This is a genomic window from Candidatus Pyrohabitans sp. (assembly GCF_054014795.1).
This window is the reverse complement of sequence record NZ_JBPMGE010000093.1, coordinates 45,305-62,869: the sequence shown is the minus strand read 5'-3', so window position 1 is coordinate 62,869 and position 17,565 is coordinate 45,305. Positions and strand designations below refer to the sequence as shown.

General features: G+C 50.8%; 17 protein-coding genes. 7 read left to right on the top strand and 10 right to left on the bottom strand.

The features are described from left to right. The coding region (locus tag ACXJJW_RS10075) for a DNA double-strand break repair nuclease NurA (protein WP_456475615.1) at nt 1–401 on the bottom strand (401 nt) is incomplete at its 3' end. 155 nt (nt 402–556) lie between these two features. Here ACXJJW_RS10075 and ACXJJW_RS10070 point away from each other — a divergent pair. Further along, nucleotides 557–775, top strand: a complete 219-nt coding sequence (locus ACXJJW_RS10070) for a hypothetical protein (protein ID WP_456475614.1) — start codon at nt 557–559, stop codon at nt 773–775. On the opposite strand, the gene ACXJJW_RS10065 is transcribed toward ACXJJW_RS10070, so the two are convergent. From ACXJJW_RS10065 to arlH, 4 genes are read right to left on the bottom strand one after another with little or no spacing between them, the layout of a single operon-like run. Continuing rightward, nucleotides 762–2,492 (bottom strand): type II secretion system F family protein, encoded by a 1,731-nt coding sequence (locus tag ACXJJW_RS10065; protein ID WP_456475613.1) that lies wholly within the window; start codon nt 2,490–2,492, stop codon nt 762–764. The two genes, ACXJJW_RS10070 and ACXJJW_RS10065, sit on opposite strands and share 14 nt — an antisense overlap. Nucleotides 2,493–2,501: 9 nt before the next feature. Continuing rightward, entirely contained in the window at nt 2,502–4,097 is a 1,596-nt protein-coding gene (flaI, locus tag ACXJJW_RS10060; protein WP_456475618.1) for an archaellum flagellar ATPase motor FlaI, read from the bottom strand. Between the two features lie 26 nt (nt 4,098–4,123). Next, on the bottom strand, nt 4,124–5,800 hold the full coding sequence (gene flaI, locus ACXJJW_RS10055; protein WP_456475612.1) for an archaellum flagellar ATPase motor FlaI: 1,677 nt from the start codon (nt 5,798–5,800) through the stop codon (nt 4,124–4,126). A 10-nt stretch (nt 5,801–5,810) separates the two neighbouring features. Beyond that, nucleotides 5,811–6,512 (bottom strand): archaellum protein ArlH, encoded by a 702-nt coding sequence (arlH, locus tag ACXJJW_RS10050; RefSeq protein ID WP_456475611.1) that lies wholly within the window; start codon nt 6,510–6,512, stop codon nt 5,811–5,813. A 132-nt stretch (nt 6,513–6,644) separates the two neighbouring features. On the opposite strand from arlH, the gene ACXJJW_RS10045 reads away from it, so the two are divergent. Next, nucleotides 6,645–6,932, top strand: a complete 288-nt coding sequence (locus tag ACXJJW_RS10045; protein ID WP_456475610.1) for a DUF5658 family protein — start codon at nt 6,645–6,647, stop codon at nt 6,930–6,932. Here ACXJJW_RS10045 and ACXJJW_RS10040 read toward each other — a convergent pair. Beyond that, entirely contained in the window at nt 6,924–9,035 is a 2,112-nt protein-coding gene (locus ACXJJW_RS10040) for a hypothetical protein (protein WP_456475609.1), read from the bottom strand. The genes ACXJJW_RS10045 and ACXJJW_RS10040 overlap by 9 nt on opposite strands. A gap of 105 nt (nt 9,036–9,140) precedes the next feature. Here ACXJJW_RS10040 and ACXJJW_RS10035 point away from each other — a divergent pair, with 105 nt between their 5' ends. After that, entirely contained in the window at nt 9,141–9,470 is a 330-nt protein-coding gene (locus tag ACXJJW_RS10035; RefSeq protein WP_456475608.1) for a hypothetical protein, read from the top strand. Between the two features lie 3 nt (nt 9,471–9,473). Here the strand turns inward: ACXJJW_RS10035 and ACXJJW_RS10030 are convergent, their stop codons facing one another. The 3 genes from ACXJJW_RS10030 to ACXJJW_RS10020 all read right to left on the bottom strand — a co-directional run bounded on the left by ACXJJW_RS10030 (nt 9,474) and on the right by ACXJJW_RS10020 (nt 11,398). Further along, nucleotides 9,474–9,770 (bottom strand): hypothetical protein, encoded by a 297-nt coding sequence (locus ACXJJW_RS10030; protein ID WP_456475607.1) that lies wholly within the window; start codon nt 9,768–9,770, stop codon nt 9,474–9,476. Then, the gene (locus tag ACXJJW_RS10025; protein WP_456475606.1) at nt 9,763–10,971 is read right to left on the bottom strand and encodes an NAD(P)/FAD-dependent oxidoreductase; all 1,209 of its coding nucleotides are present in this window, start codon (nt 10,969–10,971) and stop codon (nt 9,763–9,765) included. The genes ACXJJW_RS10030 and ACXJJW_RS10025 overlap by 8 nt, the downstream gene beginning before the upstream one ends. 76 nt (nt 10,972–11,047) lie before the next feature. After that, complete coding sequence (locus ACXJJW_RS10020; RefSeq protein WP_456475605.1) at nt 11,048–11,398, bottom strand: hypothetical protein; 351 nt, start codon at nt 11,396–11,398, stop codon at nt 11,048–11,050. 197 nt (nt 11,399–11,595) lie between these two features. Here ACXJJW_RS10020 and thsB point away from each other — a divergent pair, with 197 nt between their 5' ends. Then, on the top strand, nt 11,596–13,257 hold the full coding sequence (thsB, locus tag ACXJJW_RS10015; protein WP_456475604.1) for a thermosome subunit beta: 1,662 nt from the start codon (nt 11,596–11,598) through the stop codon (nt 13,255–13,257). On the opposite strand, the gene ACXJJW_RS10010 is transcribed toward thsB, so the two are convergent. Continuing rightward, nucleotides 13,258–13,947: a HisA/HisF-related TIM barrel protein gene (locus ACXJJW_RS10010; RefSeq protein WP_456475603.1), complete on the bottom strand. Its 690-nt coding sequence runs from the start codon at nt 13,945–13,947 to the stop codon at nt 13,258–13,260. Nucleotides 13,948–14,042: 95 nt separating this feature from the next. Here ACXJJW_RS10010 and ACXJJW_RS10005 point away from each other — a divergent pair, with 95 nt between their 5' ends. Genes ACXJJW_RS10005 through ACXJJW_RS09995 form a run of 3 tightly spaced genes read left to right on the top strand, consistent with a single transcriptional unit; the run spans nt 14,043 to nt 17,543 of the window. After that, nucleotides 14,043–14,609 (top strand): DUF2254 family protein, encoded by a 567-nt coding sequence (locus ACXJJW_RS10005; protein ID WP_456475602.1) that lies wholly within the window; start codon nt 14,043–14,045, stop codon nt 14,607–14,609. Continuing rightward, nucleotides 14,609–15,280, top strand: coding sequence for a hypothetical protein (locus ACXJJW_RS10000; protein ID WP_456475601.1), 672 nt, complete (start codon nt 14,609–14,611; stop codon nt 15,278–15,280). Before ACXJJW_RS10005 ends, ACXJJW_RS10000 begins: the two co-directional genes overlap by 1 nt. A gap of 55 nt (nt 15,281–15,335) precedes the next feature. Beyond that, the gene (locus ACXJJW_RS09995) at nt 15,336–17,543 is read left to right on the top strand and encodes an ATP-dependent DNA helicase (RefSeq protein ID WP_456475600.1); all 2,208 of its coding nucleotides are present in this window, start codon (nt 15,336–15,338) and stop codon (nt 17,541–17,543) included. The last annotated feature ends 22 nt before the right edge of the window (nt 17,544–17,565 follow it).

Genomic DNA, 17,565 nt, shown 5'->3' with positions numbered 1-17,565 from the left:
GCGGTTAAGCTGCTGTGGAGCGAGCCGTCCAGGAGAAAGAGCTCAACCTCCTCCACGGCGGCGAGGGCAGCCTTCAGCTCAAGGGTGGCGCGGTATATATCCAGCCTCTCCGTGAGGTACTTGTAGGGGGTTAGGAAGTCCACATCGGCATAGCCCTTCTCTTTAAGAGAGCCGTCATATCTCACAACCGCAGCGTTAATCGCATACAGGAGAAGGTTTTTGTACCGCCTGTAGTTGCTGCTCCCGTCCACGGCTGCAACAACAGTGCGCTTTTCCTTGGGTTCAAGACTGTGCCACAGCTCTCGATACCTCTTCAACTCTCCGCTGTGGAGAAGCCGTGTCATCTTATCCCTGAGCTGTGGCCTCTTCCTTGCAAAGGTCTCGTAGGTCAGCTCAAGCATAAAGAGAGTAGGTCGAGGCGCTATTAAATCCTTTTGCCTGCCGCCGAAAAAGTTTCTGAAAATTATCTTTCTGTGAACATTTCACAAATCGAAAGATAGAAAATATGTTTGCCAACACCAAAATTGTCCCGAATAGCTGCTGATAGGGGATGTAGATGAGACCTGAGATAAAATCTCCTTTTGGAGTTGCCGTCCTGCTGGCGGTGTTCAACTACATATGGTACCTCGCCCTCAGCAGGGTTTACCTCCTGGTGGGACATCCGTACGAGAGGGCGGTAATATTCTCCTTTCTCACCTGGATACTAAGCCTGCCCTTCACCTTCTGGGTGCCCTACTACTGGCTCAAGAAGCGGTTTGAGGCTAAATGGGAATAATTTCCTGAAATGCCCTGGGGATGAGCACAGTTATGACGGTGCCTATCCACATCATGGAAACATAGTGTACCAGTGAATTGTACATGTGCCCGCCGTCCACAGTTTTTATTATCAGCGATGATATCGCAGCATGCATCAGCAGGAGCACCCACACCAGCATAATTATAAGGGACATGTCGAGCTCCACGGCAGTGAACTTGATGGGCATAAACTCTATTCCTTCAAGCGATATGCTGCCGCCGCCAAAAAGACCCTTACCCAGAGAGTCCACCAGTGTCACGATTATGAAGATTGATATTGAAATTCCCACCATGGCGCTGTACAGCATGCCCTTCAGGCTGCTTGCAAGCTGACGGCGGAACTTTCTTAATCCTATCATCCTGGCAAAGCTGTTGCCGAGGGTTTCGCCTATCTCGGCAGTGTCGCCGCCTGAGTAGGTTGACTCTATGAAAATCCTGCTGAACTTGTCTATGAGGTTGCTTCCAGTCTCACCCGCGAAGAAGCGCCAGGAGCGATTGACATTGCCCAGGGTGAGCCTGCGGTAAAGCGCCTGTATGTCGGCGGTGAGAGCGCCATAGTTGTGCAGCCTCAGTGCACCTATTACCGGCGTGAGACTGCCACCCCTCACACCCGCCGCCGCACCCACTGTGCGTATAAAGGTGGGGAAGTTGTCGTCCTTGCGCATCACCCTTGCCTCCACCTTCCCGGCGAGTATGCCCAGAAATATGAGCGGTGTCTGAGAGATTGCCACATTTACTGGTGTGGAGAAGGGACGTATGAAGAGGAGGATTATGAATATTATGAAGGAGATGAAGATGGTGGGCAGCAACGCCTTTTCCAGCATGAGCATATCCTTTGATTTGATAGCAAGGTGGTGCATCAGGTCGTCCTTGGGGGTTATCTTGCGTATGAAGAGGAGCATCGCCAGGTCCACGAGAAAGAAGAGGAGAAACATCCCGTAGAGTGCCCCCGTAATGCTCATATTGGTGAGCATGGGAAAGATAAGCGCAAAGGCGGCGACGAAGGCGAGGGTGATTATCATGTTCAGATACATGTTGTTGGCGGTTTCAATGTGGTAGAGGGAGCGCTTGTACATGCGCTCATACTCATTCATCACCACATTGACCTCCTTGCGCAGGAACTCCTTGATGTCCTCACCTGCCTGGAAGGAGTGCGCGAGACGCTCCAGGAAATCCTGGAAGATCACACTCGGCGTGGTTTTTGCAACTGCTCTACACGCCTTAATAAAGCCCATGTTCCAGGAGTCGGCGATTTTGACTATCTTCCCCGCCTCTTCTGCCAGAGTTTCAAACTCTTCCTTCTCAGAGGCCATGCGAAACAGAATCTTTCTGCTGGGCCCGGTGGTTGCGAGGGTGGCCAGGTAGGTTATAAAGAGCGGGATGTGGGTGTCGATGTTCTTCGCCCGCGCGTAGATGTAGTAGAAGGGGTAGATGAGGGCGACAAAGATGCACAGCAGCGGAAAGATGTAGGGTATTAATCCGACAACACCCTCTACAGGGAAATAGCGGAACACAAAGAGCTTCAGCACAAGGGCAACGAGGATGCCAAAGACGGTGAGGGGCACAAAAACGCCGAACATGTAGCTGCGTATGGTCATACCCCTGCCTGCCTTGAGCAGGAAGCTGGAGAGCTCTCCCCAGAGCTTCACCATCCTCTCGCGCAGCTTCTCCTTCAAGCCCCCTTCAAGCCCCTTCATGTCCTCACCTCATACCGGGAAAGGCAGGCCCTCAGCGCCGTAGCGCCAGAAGCTCTTTATTATCTCGTATACCTCATAGTAGTCGAAGATATTGCGCCTCACCATCTCATCAATTATCCGCCTTCGAAGCGCCAGGTCCTTGTATATCTCGCGCTTGTCCTCGTAGCCCAGCGTAGGTGCAATTTTGTTCTCTAGAATGAAGCTGTTGTACATCCCCTTGAAAAGGTGCACATCCTTCACAGGGTCCCAGTCGAAAATCCTGCGCGTCAGCACCCCCTGCGCCTCTGAGGAGTAGCCCTCAATCTCTGAGATTTCCACCACCCTTCGAAGCAGCGCCCTGCCCCTGTAGACAGAGCGCATTATCACACCCACATTCAGATTGTCTATGAAGGTTATTGGCACATTTATCGGGTTGCCGGTTAACCGCTGAATCATCTTCTTAACCGACGAAGCGTGGAAGGTGCTCATCACGGGGTGACCTGTCTGCATTGCCTGGAAGGCAATCGCACCCTCGCTCCCGCGTATCTCACCCACGATTATGTAGTTTGGCCTCGAGCGAAGGCTTGCGATTAGCAGGTCGTGCATACTCACCAGGTAGCTGCCCTTCAGACCCCCAAGCACAGTGGTAAGCTGCTGCCAGCACTTGTGCGGCACTGTAACCTCGATGGTATCCTCAGCGGTGTACACCTTAGCCGTGGGCTCTATGAAGGCACATGCCGCGTTGAGAAGTGAAGTCTTGCCGCAGGCGCTCTCGCCGCAGAAGAATACGTTCATTCCGTTCTCTATGGCAATCCACAGGTAGGCGGCTATCTCCGAATCGATGGTGCCGTAGTCCACTATGCGGGTGATGCTCAGGGGCTCTGAGGTCTGCTTTCGTACAGAAAAACTGGAGCCGCGCCTGCTTATAGCGCGGGAATAAACTATACTAACCCTGGAACCATCTGGCATAGTGCCGTCGACTATGGGTGTGGCATCGCTGATCGCGGCATCCATTCGCTCGCCTGTTCTGAAGCAGTACTCATCCACGTCCTGATCGGACTTGAGCACAATATTGGTCTTGAGGTTGCCGAAGAACTTATGCACCACGAATATGGGTCCAAGACCAGAGGCAAAGATGTCCTCTATGTAGGGGTCCCTGCTGAAGGGTTCAAGCATGCCCATGCCGATTATGTCCCTGATGAGCTGGTAGCGAATCGCATGGAACTCCTCTTCGCTGAGGGGGACCTTCTTTATTAGTCCGAGTTCAAAGCGCTTCTGCTCTCTAACACCCACCTCCTTAAGCGCCTTATCTATGAGTTCTTTGAGCTCCTCCTCATCCTTGGGCATGGAAGCATGCTGTGCAAATATTAGCAGAGAGTCGAGGATCTGCATATACTTCTCCTTTTCCTTTCCTGTGAGCTTGGGTTCAATTGCTATGTACTCGGTCTCACCGCCGCGGGGCGGGCGGTAGATATGAATGAACACGGGCACGCCGGCGAGATATATCAGGTTGGGATACTCGTCGCTGGCAAGCTCCTTTGTAAGCTTGAAGTGGAAGCCGGGCATCTCATTGCCCCTGCCCACGAACTCTCGAACATACTTCCTCAGGTGGGGATTTTCCCTCATCAGCCTGTCCCAGGCTTCGATTTCAGTCACCTTACCTCACCACTCACCGTCACGGGAAATGGCAGGGCTTCAAGCCCCTCGTCTATGTACTTCCGTATGAGACCGTAAACGTCGAAATAGTCGAAGATTTCCTGCTTTATCATCTCCTCGATTACACGGGTCCTTATCTCAAGCTCGCGGTAAATCTCCTTGGTGTTCTCGTAGCCCAGCTTCTTTGCCACCTCCTCTTCGAGCACATAGCTGTTGTAGTAGCCCGAGAATACATGCGTATCTGTACGAGGAATCCACTCAAAAACAGCCCTTGTCAGTATGCCCTTAACCTCTGGCGAATAGCCCTCAATCTCTACCATCTCCAGCACGCGGCGTATGAACTTGCCGTGGTAGTAAAGTGCCTGCTGGAAAAGCGCCAGGTTGAGGTTGCCCATTATGGTCTGGGGGACATTTATGGGGTCGCTGGTAAAGCGCTGAATCATCTTGCGCACCGACGATGCATGGAAGGTTGCCATTACCGGCCTGCCAGCCTGAATGGCCTGGAAGGCAATCGCACCCTCCTGTCCGCGTATCTCGCCAACGATGATGTAATCCGGCCTGGAGCGCAGCGCAACCTTGAGCAAATCCTGCATCTCCACTGTGGAAAGTGCATTTCCCTTACTCTTGCTCAGGCTGCCCCGCGTTATGAGCTGCTGCCAGTTCTCGTGGGGTACATTCACCTCAGGCGTATCCTCGGCGCTGAGTATCTTTGCGCTTGGTTTTATGAAGCTGGCAATTGCATTGAGCAGGGTTGTCTTGCCGCTTGCGGTCTCGCCGCATATTAGCACAGACATTCCGTTTTCCAGCGCCAGCCAGAGGTAGGCAGCCATCTGCGCATTCAGCGACCCCCAGTTCACAAGCTGGGTTATGCTCAGGGGTACAGCTGTAAATTTGCGGATTGTAAAGCTTGAGCCTTTCTTGCTCGCATCTCTTCCAAAGATTATGTTTATCCTAGAGCCATCCGGGAGTGCGCCGTCAACGATAGGGTTGTACTTGCTCACGGGTTTGTCGAGATACTCACTGAGCTTGTAGCAGTAGGCGTCGAGGTCGCGGTCATAGAAGAAGCCTATATTGGTCTCCAGGAGTTCAAACACCTTGTGGAAGATGTAGATGTTGCCTATGCCTATGCAGTGGATATCCTCTATGTACGGGTCGCGGATGAAGGGCTCAAGCGCACCCAGGCCGGCCATCTCCTTCATTATCTTGTACCTCAGCTCGTCGAACTCACGTGGCTCTACACCTACCCTCTTCCTCAGCGTATCCCCTCTCAGCAGGCGCTCTCTAAGTGATGGCTTCTCGTCCCCCAGGTCGCAGATTTCCTCGAGCATGCGGTCTATCATGAGTTTGAACTCTCTGGGTGCCCTGGGCTCAAGCTGGTGAGGTACTATCTCCAGCATTCTGTCAAGAATGCGGTAGTACTTCTCCCTGAGTGCCGGTGTGAATACCGGCTCGATTGCTAGGTAGCGCGCCTCTTTGGGTGTACGGAGGATGTGCACAAAGATGGGGTCGCCCACAGGGTAGATGAGATTGACCTCCTGCATATCCCGCATGTCCCTGCTGAGGCTTACATGAAACTCGGGCTTGGGGTTGCCCTGCTTCACAAATCTCTGTATGTACTCCCTGAGATGGAGATTCCTCTCCAGAGCCCTTGTGTATGCTTTTGCATCCTCCATAGCCCAGCCCCTACGCCACCGAGGAGATTTCTATCACAAAGCCCACCTTGGGTTCTACTCTGAAGCCTATGGTATCCGCAACTGTCATAGAAGCCCCGCGGAAGCGGTAAACATTTATCACGCGCTTTATGCTTCCTCCCACCTCTTTCATTTTGATGGAAAAGTAGATGTCTGCGATTGAGCGCAGCGTTTTGAGCACCTCCTCGTCCATATTACAGGGTGCAACGGTGATAATTATGGTTTTGTTCATGTTGATTACCTTCTTTATAAAGGAAATCAGGCTGAATATGTCTTTTTTTGTCATTTTTTCTAATATTAGCGAGTCGAATGTGTCTATTATCACCACCTGATTGCGGAATAGTGCTTCTGCCCTCATTAAACGGTATATGAAGTCTTTACGCGGGACCACCCTCCCTATCCTCGGGAAAACAGGCACGAAGAGCAGCTTTTTTTCCGTCAGATAGCTGGATACGTTGTAACCGAGGGAGGCCATCTGCTCCAGAAAGTCCTGGGTTGTGAGCTCCGAGGAGATGTAGGTGGCAGTGCGTCCATTTTTCATAAAGCCATAGAGTAGCCTCTGGGCGAGTATGCTCTTCCCGGAGGCATTCTCGCCTTCTATCACCATGAAAGAGCCCGTTGGGATGCCCTTTCCTATTCTGCGGTGAAGTTCGTCTGTTTTCAGTCCTATCTCAAGGTATTTTGTACTCTCCATTCTATCGTATAATACCCCCTCTGCAGGGTTAATAAACATTTTTTTTCTGCTATCGAAACGACTACTGTATCCGATGTTAGAGTTTCGGAATATGTTTCGAGAATCGAAACACAGCAAGCTGGAGGAATAGGCGTGGGCAGGAAGCAGCTGGCACTTGCATCCTTTTTACTGCTCGGCATAGTTGATGGAGTGCTGACCTATCTTGGCGTAAACATCTTCGGCCTAATTGAGGGCAACATCTTCATGCGAGCCCTTATAGAAAAGAGCTGGTTTTACTTCTTTGCATTCAAGATAGTAGTCTATGCAGCCCTCGCGAAAGCTTCGCTGAGCATCTACCCCAGGGTCGCGCCGCCTGTGCTCACTGCGATGGGTGCGGGGGTTGTATTTTACAACACCCTGCTGATAGCCTCTTCACTGTAGTATATACTTTCCTGATTTTCTGACCCTCTCGACTATCTCCTTAACTGTCTCCATATCCACACCCAGCTTTTCCATCATATCCCCGTAGGTGGGCCTCTCCCCCTGCTTCTGGTATTCAATGTAAGCCTTTACAAAGGCTTTTTCAAGCTGTTCAAGCTCCTCCTGGGATAGGGAGGAGCCTCTTCCCGGAATTTTCACAGGTATTTTCAGTTTTCTGGGGAGCGGAATTCTTACATTCAGCTTCCCCTTCCTGTGGAGTACGAAGATTATCACAATGGGTATCAACGCAAGAGGCAGAAACTTCAGCCTCTTCTTGAGCTTCTTAAGCAGACCCTCCTCGCTTATGTTTACAGGTACAGTTAGCTCCCCCGTGCCTGTGAAGTATACGCCTCCGCCTTCGTCGCGGTAGATAACATTCACAGGTGGCAGAACCACCTCCTTTACGCTGGAGGTGAGGTTTCTCTCCATGAGGAGCAGGCTTAGCGCCTTAACTTCGCCCTCTTTCACCTCACCCTCCCATCTACTTATGTCCAGCTCCACACCCTCCGGTATGGGAATTTCAACAGTGGCAAAGGCGGTGCTTCCTCCCACATTTCGCAGTATTATGTTAACTGTAACATTTCCGCCCTTTGTGAGGTTACCCTCAATGTTCGTGTCAACCACCAGCACAGGGGGGGAGCTTTCCTCTACACGTGCCTCTTTTTTCTCCTTCTGCACCACCTCTATTTCGGCGATATTCACCCCCACGCTGGAGCTGTTTGCAGAGTATTTTCTGCCATACCTGTCGTAATAGCTGGCCTTCGCCTCCGGCAGTGTATGATTACCGGGTGAAGATGGCAGGAGAAGGTAGGAGATTACAACCTCCCCGCCTGGCGAAACCTCGCCCTGCCAGCGGGTTTCTCCTCTTGCCTTCCAGCCTTCAGGTACAGGGTCCTCCATCTTTACCTTCTCAGCTGTGCCCTCTCCGGTGTTTTTCAGGAGCAGGGTTACATTTATACTCCCATTCTCCACCACTGCGCTTTTATTTAGGAGGAGTTCAGGGATGTACAGCAGCGCGCGGTCGTAGGCAAAGAGTGCATTGTCTGAGATAAGCGCCACATCTTCGCGAAGGCTGTCACCGTCGAAGTCTGCGCTTACCAGCCGGTGTATATTAACCCCGGTGTCAAACTCCCAGCTTATTCCACCGTCTTTAACCGCATATATTTTAGTACCCGCCGCTACCAGATGGTAGTCGATTATCCCATTGCCATCTCTATCCACGGGTACCACGCCCACAACAACCTCGCCCAGGTCTATGCTCCACACTTTCTGTTTGTGGGAGTCTACACCCGTAACCCTGCTTCCCGCCCCCACCACAAGGTCGTCAAGTGCACTGTCGCCGTCGAAGTCCGCCGGTGCAAGAGCTTTGACCTGAGCCCCCATATCAAGGCGCCACACCAGAGAGGCGTTGAGATTCAGCACATCCACACGCTTACCATAGCCCACTGCAATGTTGTCGCGGAGCATGTCCCCCATTAAGTCAAAGGTGGTGATGCTCATAACCGTGCTGGATACGGCATACTTCCAGGTGTAGTTACCGGGATAGGATGTGGGCAGGGCATAGAGGTTGCCGAAGCTCTTGTCTGTGTAGCTCCCTGTGCCCACCAGGAGAACATCCTCATAACCATCGCCGTCAAAGTCCGCGGGGGCAAGGGTATATATGCGCTCACCTATGTTGAATTCCCATTTTTTTCCATAGGAATCTATCCTGTTCTCACCCCTGTGAATGAAGAATGCATACGCCTTGCCGTTCCACACTCCGGCAGCGCCGGTGCAGCCGGTGATGCCTGTCTCCAGTGAGACCACGGAATGTACCGGGGCGTCGAAGATATATTTCCCCAGCTCTTCGCCCTTTGAATCAATAAACATCACCTCATTTTTTGCGCCTGCGATGAGCACCCTGTACTGCGAACTGCAGTCGTAGTCCGCCGCGTCCAGGGATGTGTAGTCGGTATCTATAAATACCGGAAAACCCTCCTTTAATATAAACCCTGGCGTGGCTGCATGTAGTGTGCCTACAATTGCAACATAGACTACCAAAATGCAGAGATTCTTCGGCGCCATTATATAAGGAAGCTATGAGAGGATGGAATTTATAGTTTATTTTCACAGATGTGTTTCACTTTTTGAAAGATAATAAATAAATTCTGCGGATACTCCTCTTGTACCATGAGAACAGCTGTGATTCTGGTCCTGATTTTTATTTATTCCCTCGCTTCGGCGGTGGTAATGTATGCCGTGGAGGACGGGACAAAGGCAAGGCTTATGACCACCCTGGAGGTGGTCTCAGTGAACAGTACCCATGTGATTGTCAACAACACAGGCAACAACACCGCAAGTATGCTGACCTCCACACCCAGCGCCACCTTTACGCCTCCCACAATAGGGCCTGGTGAGACGGCAGTGGGCAGATTTAACTCCTCCATCCACAGCTACACCACAATTCGCATAGAGAGCAAGGAGGGTTCTTCTGTGGTCTACACCTACAGGGAGGATTAGCTTTTACTTTTCGGGATACTCCACATCCTCGAGGTAGGCTTTAATCTGCTCAATAACTTCGCTGAAATCAACGCCTTCGGCCAGCGAGAGGAGGGAGCCCAGCTCAGCGTAGAACTCCTTAAATAATGGCTTTGACTCCTCTGCAAGGTCAACCATAGCTAGGACGCAGTCCAGTGCTCTGCCTATCTCGTCAGCATTCTGTGCCACCCTGCGAATAAGCCTTACAAGCGCTTCCCTCTCCTCCTCATCCAGTGAGGATAGAGCCTCATCCAGCAGCGAGAGTACCTCCGTGTTATGCATCCCTCATCACCTCTGTATACGGGAAATCTTCACCTCGAAGCCATAGGTGCCAGTAGAACCACCTTGCAAGGTGCTTGGCTATGTGGTTGGTTTTTGTTGTCCTGTTCAGTGAGATGGGGCCTAGCAGGGGCAGAGGAACCCTGCCATGATAGAGCTTTCTCTTATAGTCGAAGCCTACCACCAGTGCCTCGCTGAATCCGGTGAGTATAAAGCAGAAAGCCTCACCGCCGTAATCTGCCTTTATATTGGAGCCCGCAATATCCTCGGCCAGGTTATTTGCCACCACCTTCGCCTGCAAGTGGGTGCTCGACGCTGCCTTTGAGGTTGGCAGGTTTGCGGCATCTCCCAGAGCATAGGTGTTCTGAAAATCTACAGCATTGAGGTGGTGCCTGTCCATACAAACATAGCCCAGAGCGTCGCCCATCCCCGAATTTACAACCGCCTCTGAACCCTGGTGGGGTGGCGTCACCACGAGCAGGTCATAGGGGATTTTCTTTCCTGTGGGGCTCTTTATTTGCTTTGAGGTTGGGTCCACCTCAGCGATGGGGAAGTCAGGGATTATCTCAATGTCCCTCTCCTCTGCCAGGGCTTCCAGGGTTTTAGCAACCCTTGGTTTTGAGAAAGCCTCCGGCTCGCTCGTCGTGAACTTTATCTCAACATTTTTCCTCACACCGCGTCTGCGGAGAAACTCCTCCACAAGAAAGGCGAAGCTGAGGGGCGCTCCCGGGCACTTTATTGGCATACCTGCGATGCTTACCACAAGCTTGCCGGAGGTAAAGCCGCGGAGCACCTGCATCAGCCTTTTTGCACCTTCCAGGGTGTAGAACTCGTGTGCACTCCTGTAGAGCGCTCCGGCGAGGCCTCTAACCTCCTCAAAAGCAGGTCTGCACCCTGTGGCAATCACAAGCCAGTCGTAGCTCAGGACTCTGCCTCCCGCTGTAACTTCCCTCTTCTCGGGGTCTATCCTCTCAATCTCGCCCTGATAAAGGGCTACTCCCTTGGGCAGAAAATTTGCCAGGGGCTTAATGCACCCCTGTGCGGAGTATATCCCAAAGGGTATCAAGGTAAACCCGGGCTGGTATACATGCCTCCTGCTTCGGTCTAGGAGGCTTATCCTTACACTCTCTCCCACCTGTTTTGCAAGCTTGTTGGCGAGAATAAGCCCCCCTGTGCCCGCACCCAGTATTAAAACTTCCTCCATCTCTGATTCTTCTCTAATTCAGAGAAGATAAACTTATCGCTATTTGTACAAAAATTAAAAAGAAGAGGGGGAAAGTTCACTGCATTACAGCAGGAAGCTCATGGCACTTGGTGCAGAATGTCTGGACACTGTGGCAATCCTTACAGAGGTTCTTGTGCCCCTCGAACTTTTCGAAGGCTTCCTTGTGCAACCCTGTGCGCATATCAGCGAATGTAGGGGCATCGTGGCACTGGTCGCACTTGCCCTTACCGTGGATCTCAGCAACCTCCGCATAGCCCGGAGCCTCCTCTCCCACAGGCTCCTTGGGGGCCTCTGTTGCTGGAGGCTGTGTAGTTGCAGGTGCCTTTGTCTCGCCCCCTCCTCCGGTGCAGCCGGCGAAGGCAAGCACCAGCAGCAGAATCCCTGCGACAATTACAAACTTTTTCATGTTTTTCTCCTCCAAATGTTTCGTTCCAACATGGCGAACTTTCCATATAAATAAGTTTCGTGGAATTGCCTTTCTCAATGTTCCATCACAAAATTCCATATTCCACAAACTATATATAGAAGTTCAAAAACACAGGTAACGGAAAAGTTACTTGATGTGACTTTAACCCTTTTATGGGTAAACTAGGAGGTGAAGAAATGGTAGCACAGTTAGGCGGACAGCCTGTTTTGATACTCTCTGACAAGGCGCAGAGAACCTACGGCAGAGATGCGCAGCGCACCAACATACTTGCGGCGCGTATAATTGCCGAGATAGTGAAATCCACGCTTGGTCCGAGAGGAATGGACAAGATGCTCGTGGACAGCATAGGTGACGTCGTGGTTACCAATGACGGCGTAACCATACTCAAGGAGATGGAGGTCGAGCACCCCGCGGCCAAGATGATGGTTGAGGTGGCAAAGACCCAGGAAGATGAGGTTGGCGATGGCACAACCACAAGCGTTGTAATTGCCGGCGAACTTCTCAAGAGGGCTGAGGAACTCTTAGACCAGGATGTGCATCCAACAGTCATAGCCAAGGGCTATAGGATGGCGGCAGAGAAGGCAGAGGAGATTCTGCAGAGCATGGCGGCAGATATCGACATAAACGACGATGAGCTTCTGAAGAAGGTCGCGGAGACGGCGATGACAGGCAAAGGCGCTGAGAAGGCTAAGGACTACCTGGCAGAGCTGGTTGTAAAGGCGGTTAAGGCGGTTGCCGAGGAGATGAACGGCGAGATCAGCATCAACGCCGACCATGTCAAAATTGAGAAGAAGGTGGGCGGAGGAATAGAGGATACACAGCTCATACAGGGTGTGATTATCGACAAGGAGCGCGTTCATCCCGGGATGCCCCGAAGTGTTAAGGATGCGAAGATTGCACTCATAAATGCTCCCATTGAGATTGAGAAGACGGAGTTCGACGCAGAGATTCGCATCACTGCACCTGATCAGCTTCAGGCCTTCCTCGATGAGGAGGAGCGCATGCTTCGTGATATGGTGGAGAAGGTCAAAGCCGCCGGGGCAAATGTGCTCTTCTGCCAGAAGGGTATAGACGACCTGGCGCAGCACTTCCTCGCAAAAGAGGGAATCTTCGCGGTGCGCAGGGTGAAGAAGAGCGATATGGAGAAGTTATCCCGTGCCACCGGGGCGAGGATAGTCACCAGCATCGATGACCTGAGCAGCGACGACCTGGGATATGCGGGCGTCGTTGAAGAGGTGAAGATAGGCGATGATGAGATGGTGTTTGTGCGCAAATGCCACGACCCGAAGTCTGTGAGCATCCTCATCCGCGGAGGAAGTGAGCACATAACCAGTGAGGTGGAGCGTGCCATTGAGGACTGCCTCGGTGTTGTGCCGGCGGCAATCAGGGACAAGAAGATAGTGCCTGGCGGCGGCGCACCAGAGATAGAGGTGGCGCGCGGGCTGCGCGACTACGCAAAGACCGTTGGCGGACGTGAGCAGCTTGCCATAGAGTCCTTTGCAGATGCCCTTGAAGTGGTGCCTCGTGCGTTAGCAGAGAACGCGGGTCTGGACCCAATCGATATGCTGGTTGAGCTGCGCTCAAAGCATGAGAAGGACGGCGCAAACTACGGGTTGAATGTCTATACCGGCGAGGCCGTGGACATGCTAAAAGATGGGGTTGTTGAGCCCCTGCGCGTCAAGACGCAGGCGATTGCCAGTGCCAGTGAGGTTGCGGTGATGATTCTCCGTATCGACGACGTTATCGCGGCCAAGGGACTGAGCAGCAGCGGAGAAGGCGCCGAAGGCGGTGAGATGGGAGGCATGCCCGGCGGAATGGGCGGAATGCCCATGATGTAGTTAGAGCAGTCCCTTATGCAGGGCTGTGCCCACAAGTAAACCGCTTATGCCGAGCTTTTTTAGCTCCGGCATGTCTTCTTTTTTTATTCCCCCGGCGGGATATACCCGCGTTTTTTCTTTTTTTTGCTTGAGCACCTGCTTCAGCGCCTCCCAGGGAGCGCTGCCAAGGGTGCCCACGCGGGAGATGTCGAGGTAGATTATATTCGTCGCGCCGACCTTTTCGAGTACTTTAAAGGCATCTATGGGCGAGGCTGGCAGAAAAGGGGAGAGCACCTCATTATCCTTAACGTCAAGGCTTGCAAATAGCTCCTCTCCCCACACCGCAACGCCCGCCTCAAAAACCTCCATGCTCTGCGCTGTCTCTGTGCCTATCACAGGGATGCATCCCAGCTGGGAGGCAAGTTCCAGCTCGTCCTCGCTTCTAACGCCGTAGTCGAGAAGCACCTTTTTCAGTGAGGCAAGCTTTTCAAGGACCTCGAGGTTTGGCGAGCGGTGCATTATTGCGTCCAGGTCTGCAACGTAGAGCTCCGGGTAGGGCAGGTTCCGGGCTATCTCAACGGGAGAGCTGCTCTCAGCGAAGATGCTTTTAAGCTCCCTGTAGCGGTGGCGCTCCCCCCGCACTGCGTGCACAGCCCTGCCTTGCATTATGTCGAGGACTGGGATTATTTTGAAGTTGCCTATTGGTCTCATATTAACCACATATTTGACCGTTTTAGATTTTTGGAATTTTATCGAGATATACATTACTAGAAAATTTTTTAAATCTGCATGCAAATTCTAAATGTATGAAATTAAAAGACAAGATACATGAAATATATCGACGATTACAGGATTATTTGTCAGAGATAAAGGAAAATAGCTTATTTATTTTGTACATTGTTTCAATTATTATTTTAACAATTTTTAGTTTTTTGTTAGCTACAAACTATTTTTATAATCCCCCTGAAAATCAAAACATAGAAAATGCTAGATATCTTCTAAGTGCAGTTATTCAAGGTTTAGCAGCAATTCTCGCAATAGTTATAACGATAACTTTTGTGTCCGTTCAGCTTGCTTCTCAAAATTATTCACCGAGAGTTGTCAGAATCTTTACCCATTCAAATAGTTTTTGGTATCTCCTATTGCTGTTTACGTTAACGATTTTAATAGCCTCATATTTGTTGACGTATCTTAATACAAAGATTGCTTTTTTAAGCTCATTATCTGTTATAACTCTCACAGCAAGTTGTTTTTTGGTACTTGGAGAATATATTCGATCTATTCCAAAACTACTTTCTTTAGAATTTTTATTACATGAGTCATTCAAAAAATTGATAGAAAATTTTTCGCATATATTACAAAAAGAAGCATAATGAAAAACGATGGAATTTTACTAAATATCCCTGAATCAAAAGATCCTTTTTTGTTATATTTTGATATAACAATTAATGCAATAGAACGAAAAAACTTAGCTGTACTAAGATCTTCAAATGTTCTTTTGAGAAAGGATATAGAACAAAAGATGCACAATAACATTATTAATAAAGATAACGAGAAATTCGTAGCTAGATATTACATGAATCATATTGGAAAAATTTTAGAGTTAGAATTAGATGCCAGAGATGAAAATGCAATAAGATATACATATGAAACAATAGAACATATCGGAAAAATTGCTTGCAAAAAAGGTTTTAAAGAATTTTTAGATGAGATCAGACAAACTATCGATTTTAATGAAAAATTTAATTTAGAAAAAGATAATCCACCAAATATTTGGGCAATAAATATTTTGGATTCAATTTTACATTGTATAATAACTAAAAGCTATTCTGATAATTTGATTTATGATTACATCAATGCAATATTTAATTTAACTTATGATGCTGGAGAAATGGATTGTTATCATTTTCCGTATGAGGGGATCTTGAAATTAAAAGAGATAAGATCTAAATTAACAGAAAAAAGTGAGATATCATCTCATATATTTAAAAAATTGGATCAATTCGTAGAAGAACTAACAGAGTTGGATAAAACATTGCGATAACAATATCTTCAATGACCTGCGCAAGGGTTTTTATCCCAGAAGATAAAACCTGTTTATGCGCACTGAGCAGCTCCTTGAGCATGGCCTGCCGAGGCAGGTGGTTGAGCTTCTGCGCGAGCAGGGTATAGAGCAGCTCTTCCCACCTCAGGAGGAGGCGATTCGCAGAGGGCTGCTCAGCCTGAAGAAAAATTTCGTCGTTGCGGTGCCCACTGCCAGTGGAAAAACGCTCATCGCCGAGCTTCTCATGCTGCGCAGCCTTCTGGAGCGCGGTGGCAAGTGTCTCTACATCGTCCCGCTGAAAGCTCTAGCGTCAGAGAAACTGGAGGAGTTCAGGAAGTATGAAAGGCTGGGGCTGAAGGTGGGCATTGCCACAGGCGACTACGACGCCAGCGATGAGTGGCTCGGGGGCTATGACATAATCGTCACCACAAGCGAGAAGGCGGACTCGCTGATACGCCATCGCAGCTCCTGGCTGGGTGAGATTCGCGTCGTGGTTGCCGACGAGGTGCACCTCATCCACGACCCCTCCCGCGGCCCAACCCTCGAGGTAACCCTCGCCAGGCTGCGCCATCTGTGCGACAATTTAATAATTCTCGCACTGAGTGCGACCATAAACAATGCAAACGAGATTGCCGCCTGGCTGAATGCGGAGCTTGTGGAGAGCAATTGGCGTCCTGTGAAGCTTCGCGAAGGGGTTTATTTCTCTGGTGAGATACTCTTCTCTGATTCCTCCAGGCGGGGCGTCGAGGCACAGTACGCCAATGAGGCGCTCAACCTCGCTCTGGATACGGTGAAGGAGGGTGGTCAGAGCCTGGTTTTTGTGAACACGCGACGGGGTGCTGAGCGCCTTGCCGTGGAGGCTGCGCCCAAGGTGAGGAGGCTGCTAAGCGAGGAAGAGAGGGCAGAGCTCAGAGCCATAGCGGAGCGCGTTCTTCATGTGCTTGCAGAGCCAACGCGCATATGCAGACGTCTTGGCAAAGCTGTGGCAGGAGGTGCGGCGTTTCACCACGCGGGTCTAGCGCCAGAGCAGCGCTCTCTAATTGAGCATGCCTTCAGACACAATTTGATTAAGGTTCTGACGGCAACACCTACGCTTGCCGCCGGTGTGAATCTGCCCGCGCGGAGGGTGGTGGTCCGCGACTACCGCCGCTACGACTCTTCGCTGGGCTATGTGGAGATACCTGTGCTGGAGATAAAGCAGATGTCAGGGCGAGCTGGAAGGCCGCGCTACGACGAGTACGGCGAGGCTGTGCTTGTGGCAAAGAGCGAGGAGGAGCGGGATTTTCTCCTTGAGCGCTATGTGCTCGCTGAACCCGAGCGGGTTTACTCAAAGCTCGCTGCCCTCCCTGCGCTTCGCATGCATGTGCTCGCAAGCATTGCCACGGGCTTTGCGAGCAGCTTCGCCGACCTGGTCAACTTCTTCTCAAAAACTTTCTACGGGTACCAGCAGGAGGCGTACACCCTTGAAAGCTCCCTCTTCAGTGTGCTCGAATTTCTTGAGAATGAGGGTTTCCTGAGGGAGGAAGAGGAGAAAATCCTGCCAACCCCCTTCGGAAAGCGGGTGAGCGAACTCTACATAGACCCACTCAGTGCTGTCACACTGCGCAGTGCTCTTGAGAGGGCAGAGAGCGTAGCTACTGAAGCGATTTCCTATCTTCATGCAATTGCCAGGTGCTCAGAACTTGGCACCCTGTACCTGAGGAAGGGGGAGTATGAGGAGTTCCTCCCAAGGCTTCTGGAGCAGGAGAGTTGCCTTCTATTTGAGCTTCCCTCTCAGTACCATTCGCCCTATGCCTTCGAACACTTCCTTGCAGAATTCAAGACAGCGCTCTTCCTTCAGGACTGGATTGAGGAGAGGAGCGAGGAATACCTGCTGGAGAGGTACAACCTTGCTCCCGGTGATATTCGCAGCAGGGTGGACATAGCCGAGTGGCTTCTCTATGCCATGGAGGAGATAGGCAGGCTCTTCAGATACAGGAAGGGAGGAGAGATTTCAAGGTTGAGGCTGAGGGTTAAGCATGGGATTCGCGAAGAGCTTCTGGAGCTGGTGAGCCTCAAGGGCATTGGAAGGGCAAGGGCGAGGAAGCTTTATGCGAGGGGATTTAAAACCCTCGAAGACCTGCGGAAAGCCGACCTGCAGGCGATTGCAAGGGTTAATGGGATCGGTGCAAAGCTTGCAGCAAAAATAAAGGAACAGCTGGGTGAGAGTGTAGAGGTGGAAGAGATAAGAGAAGGACAGAGAAGTTTGATGGATTTCCAGTAACTTTTTTATTTGGTTACTCTGA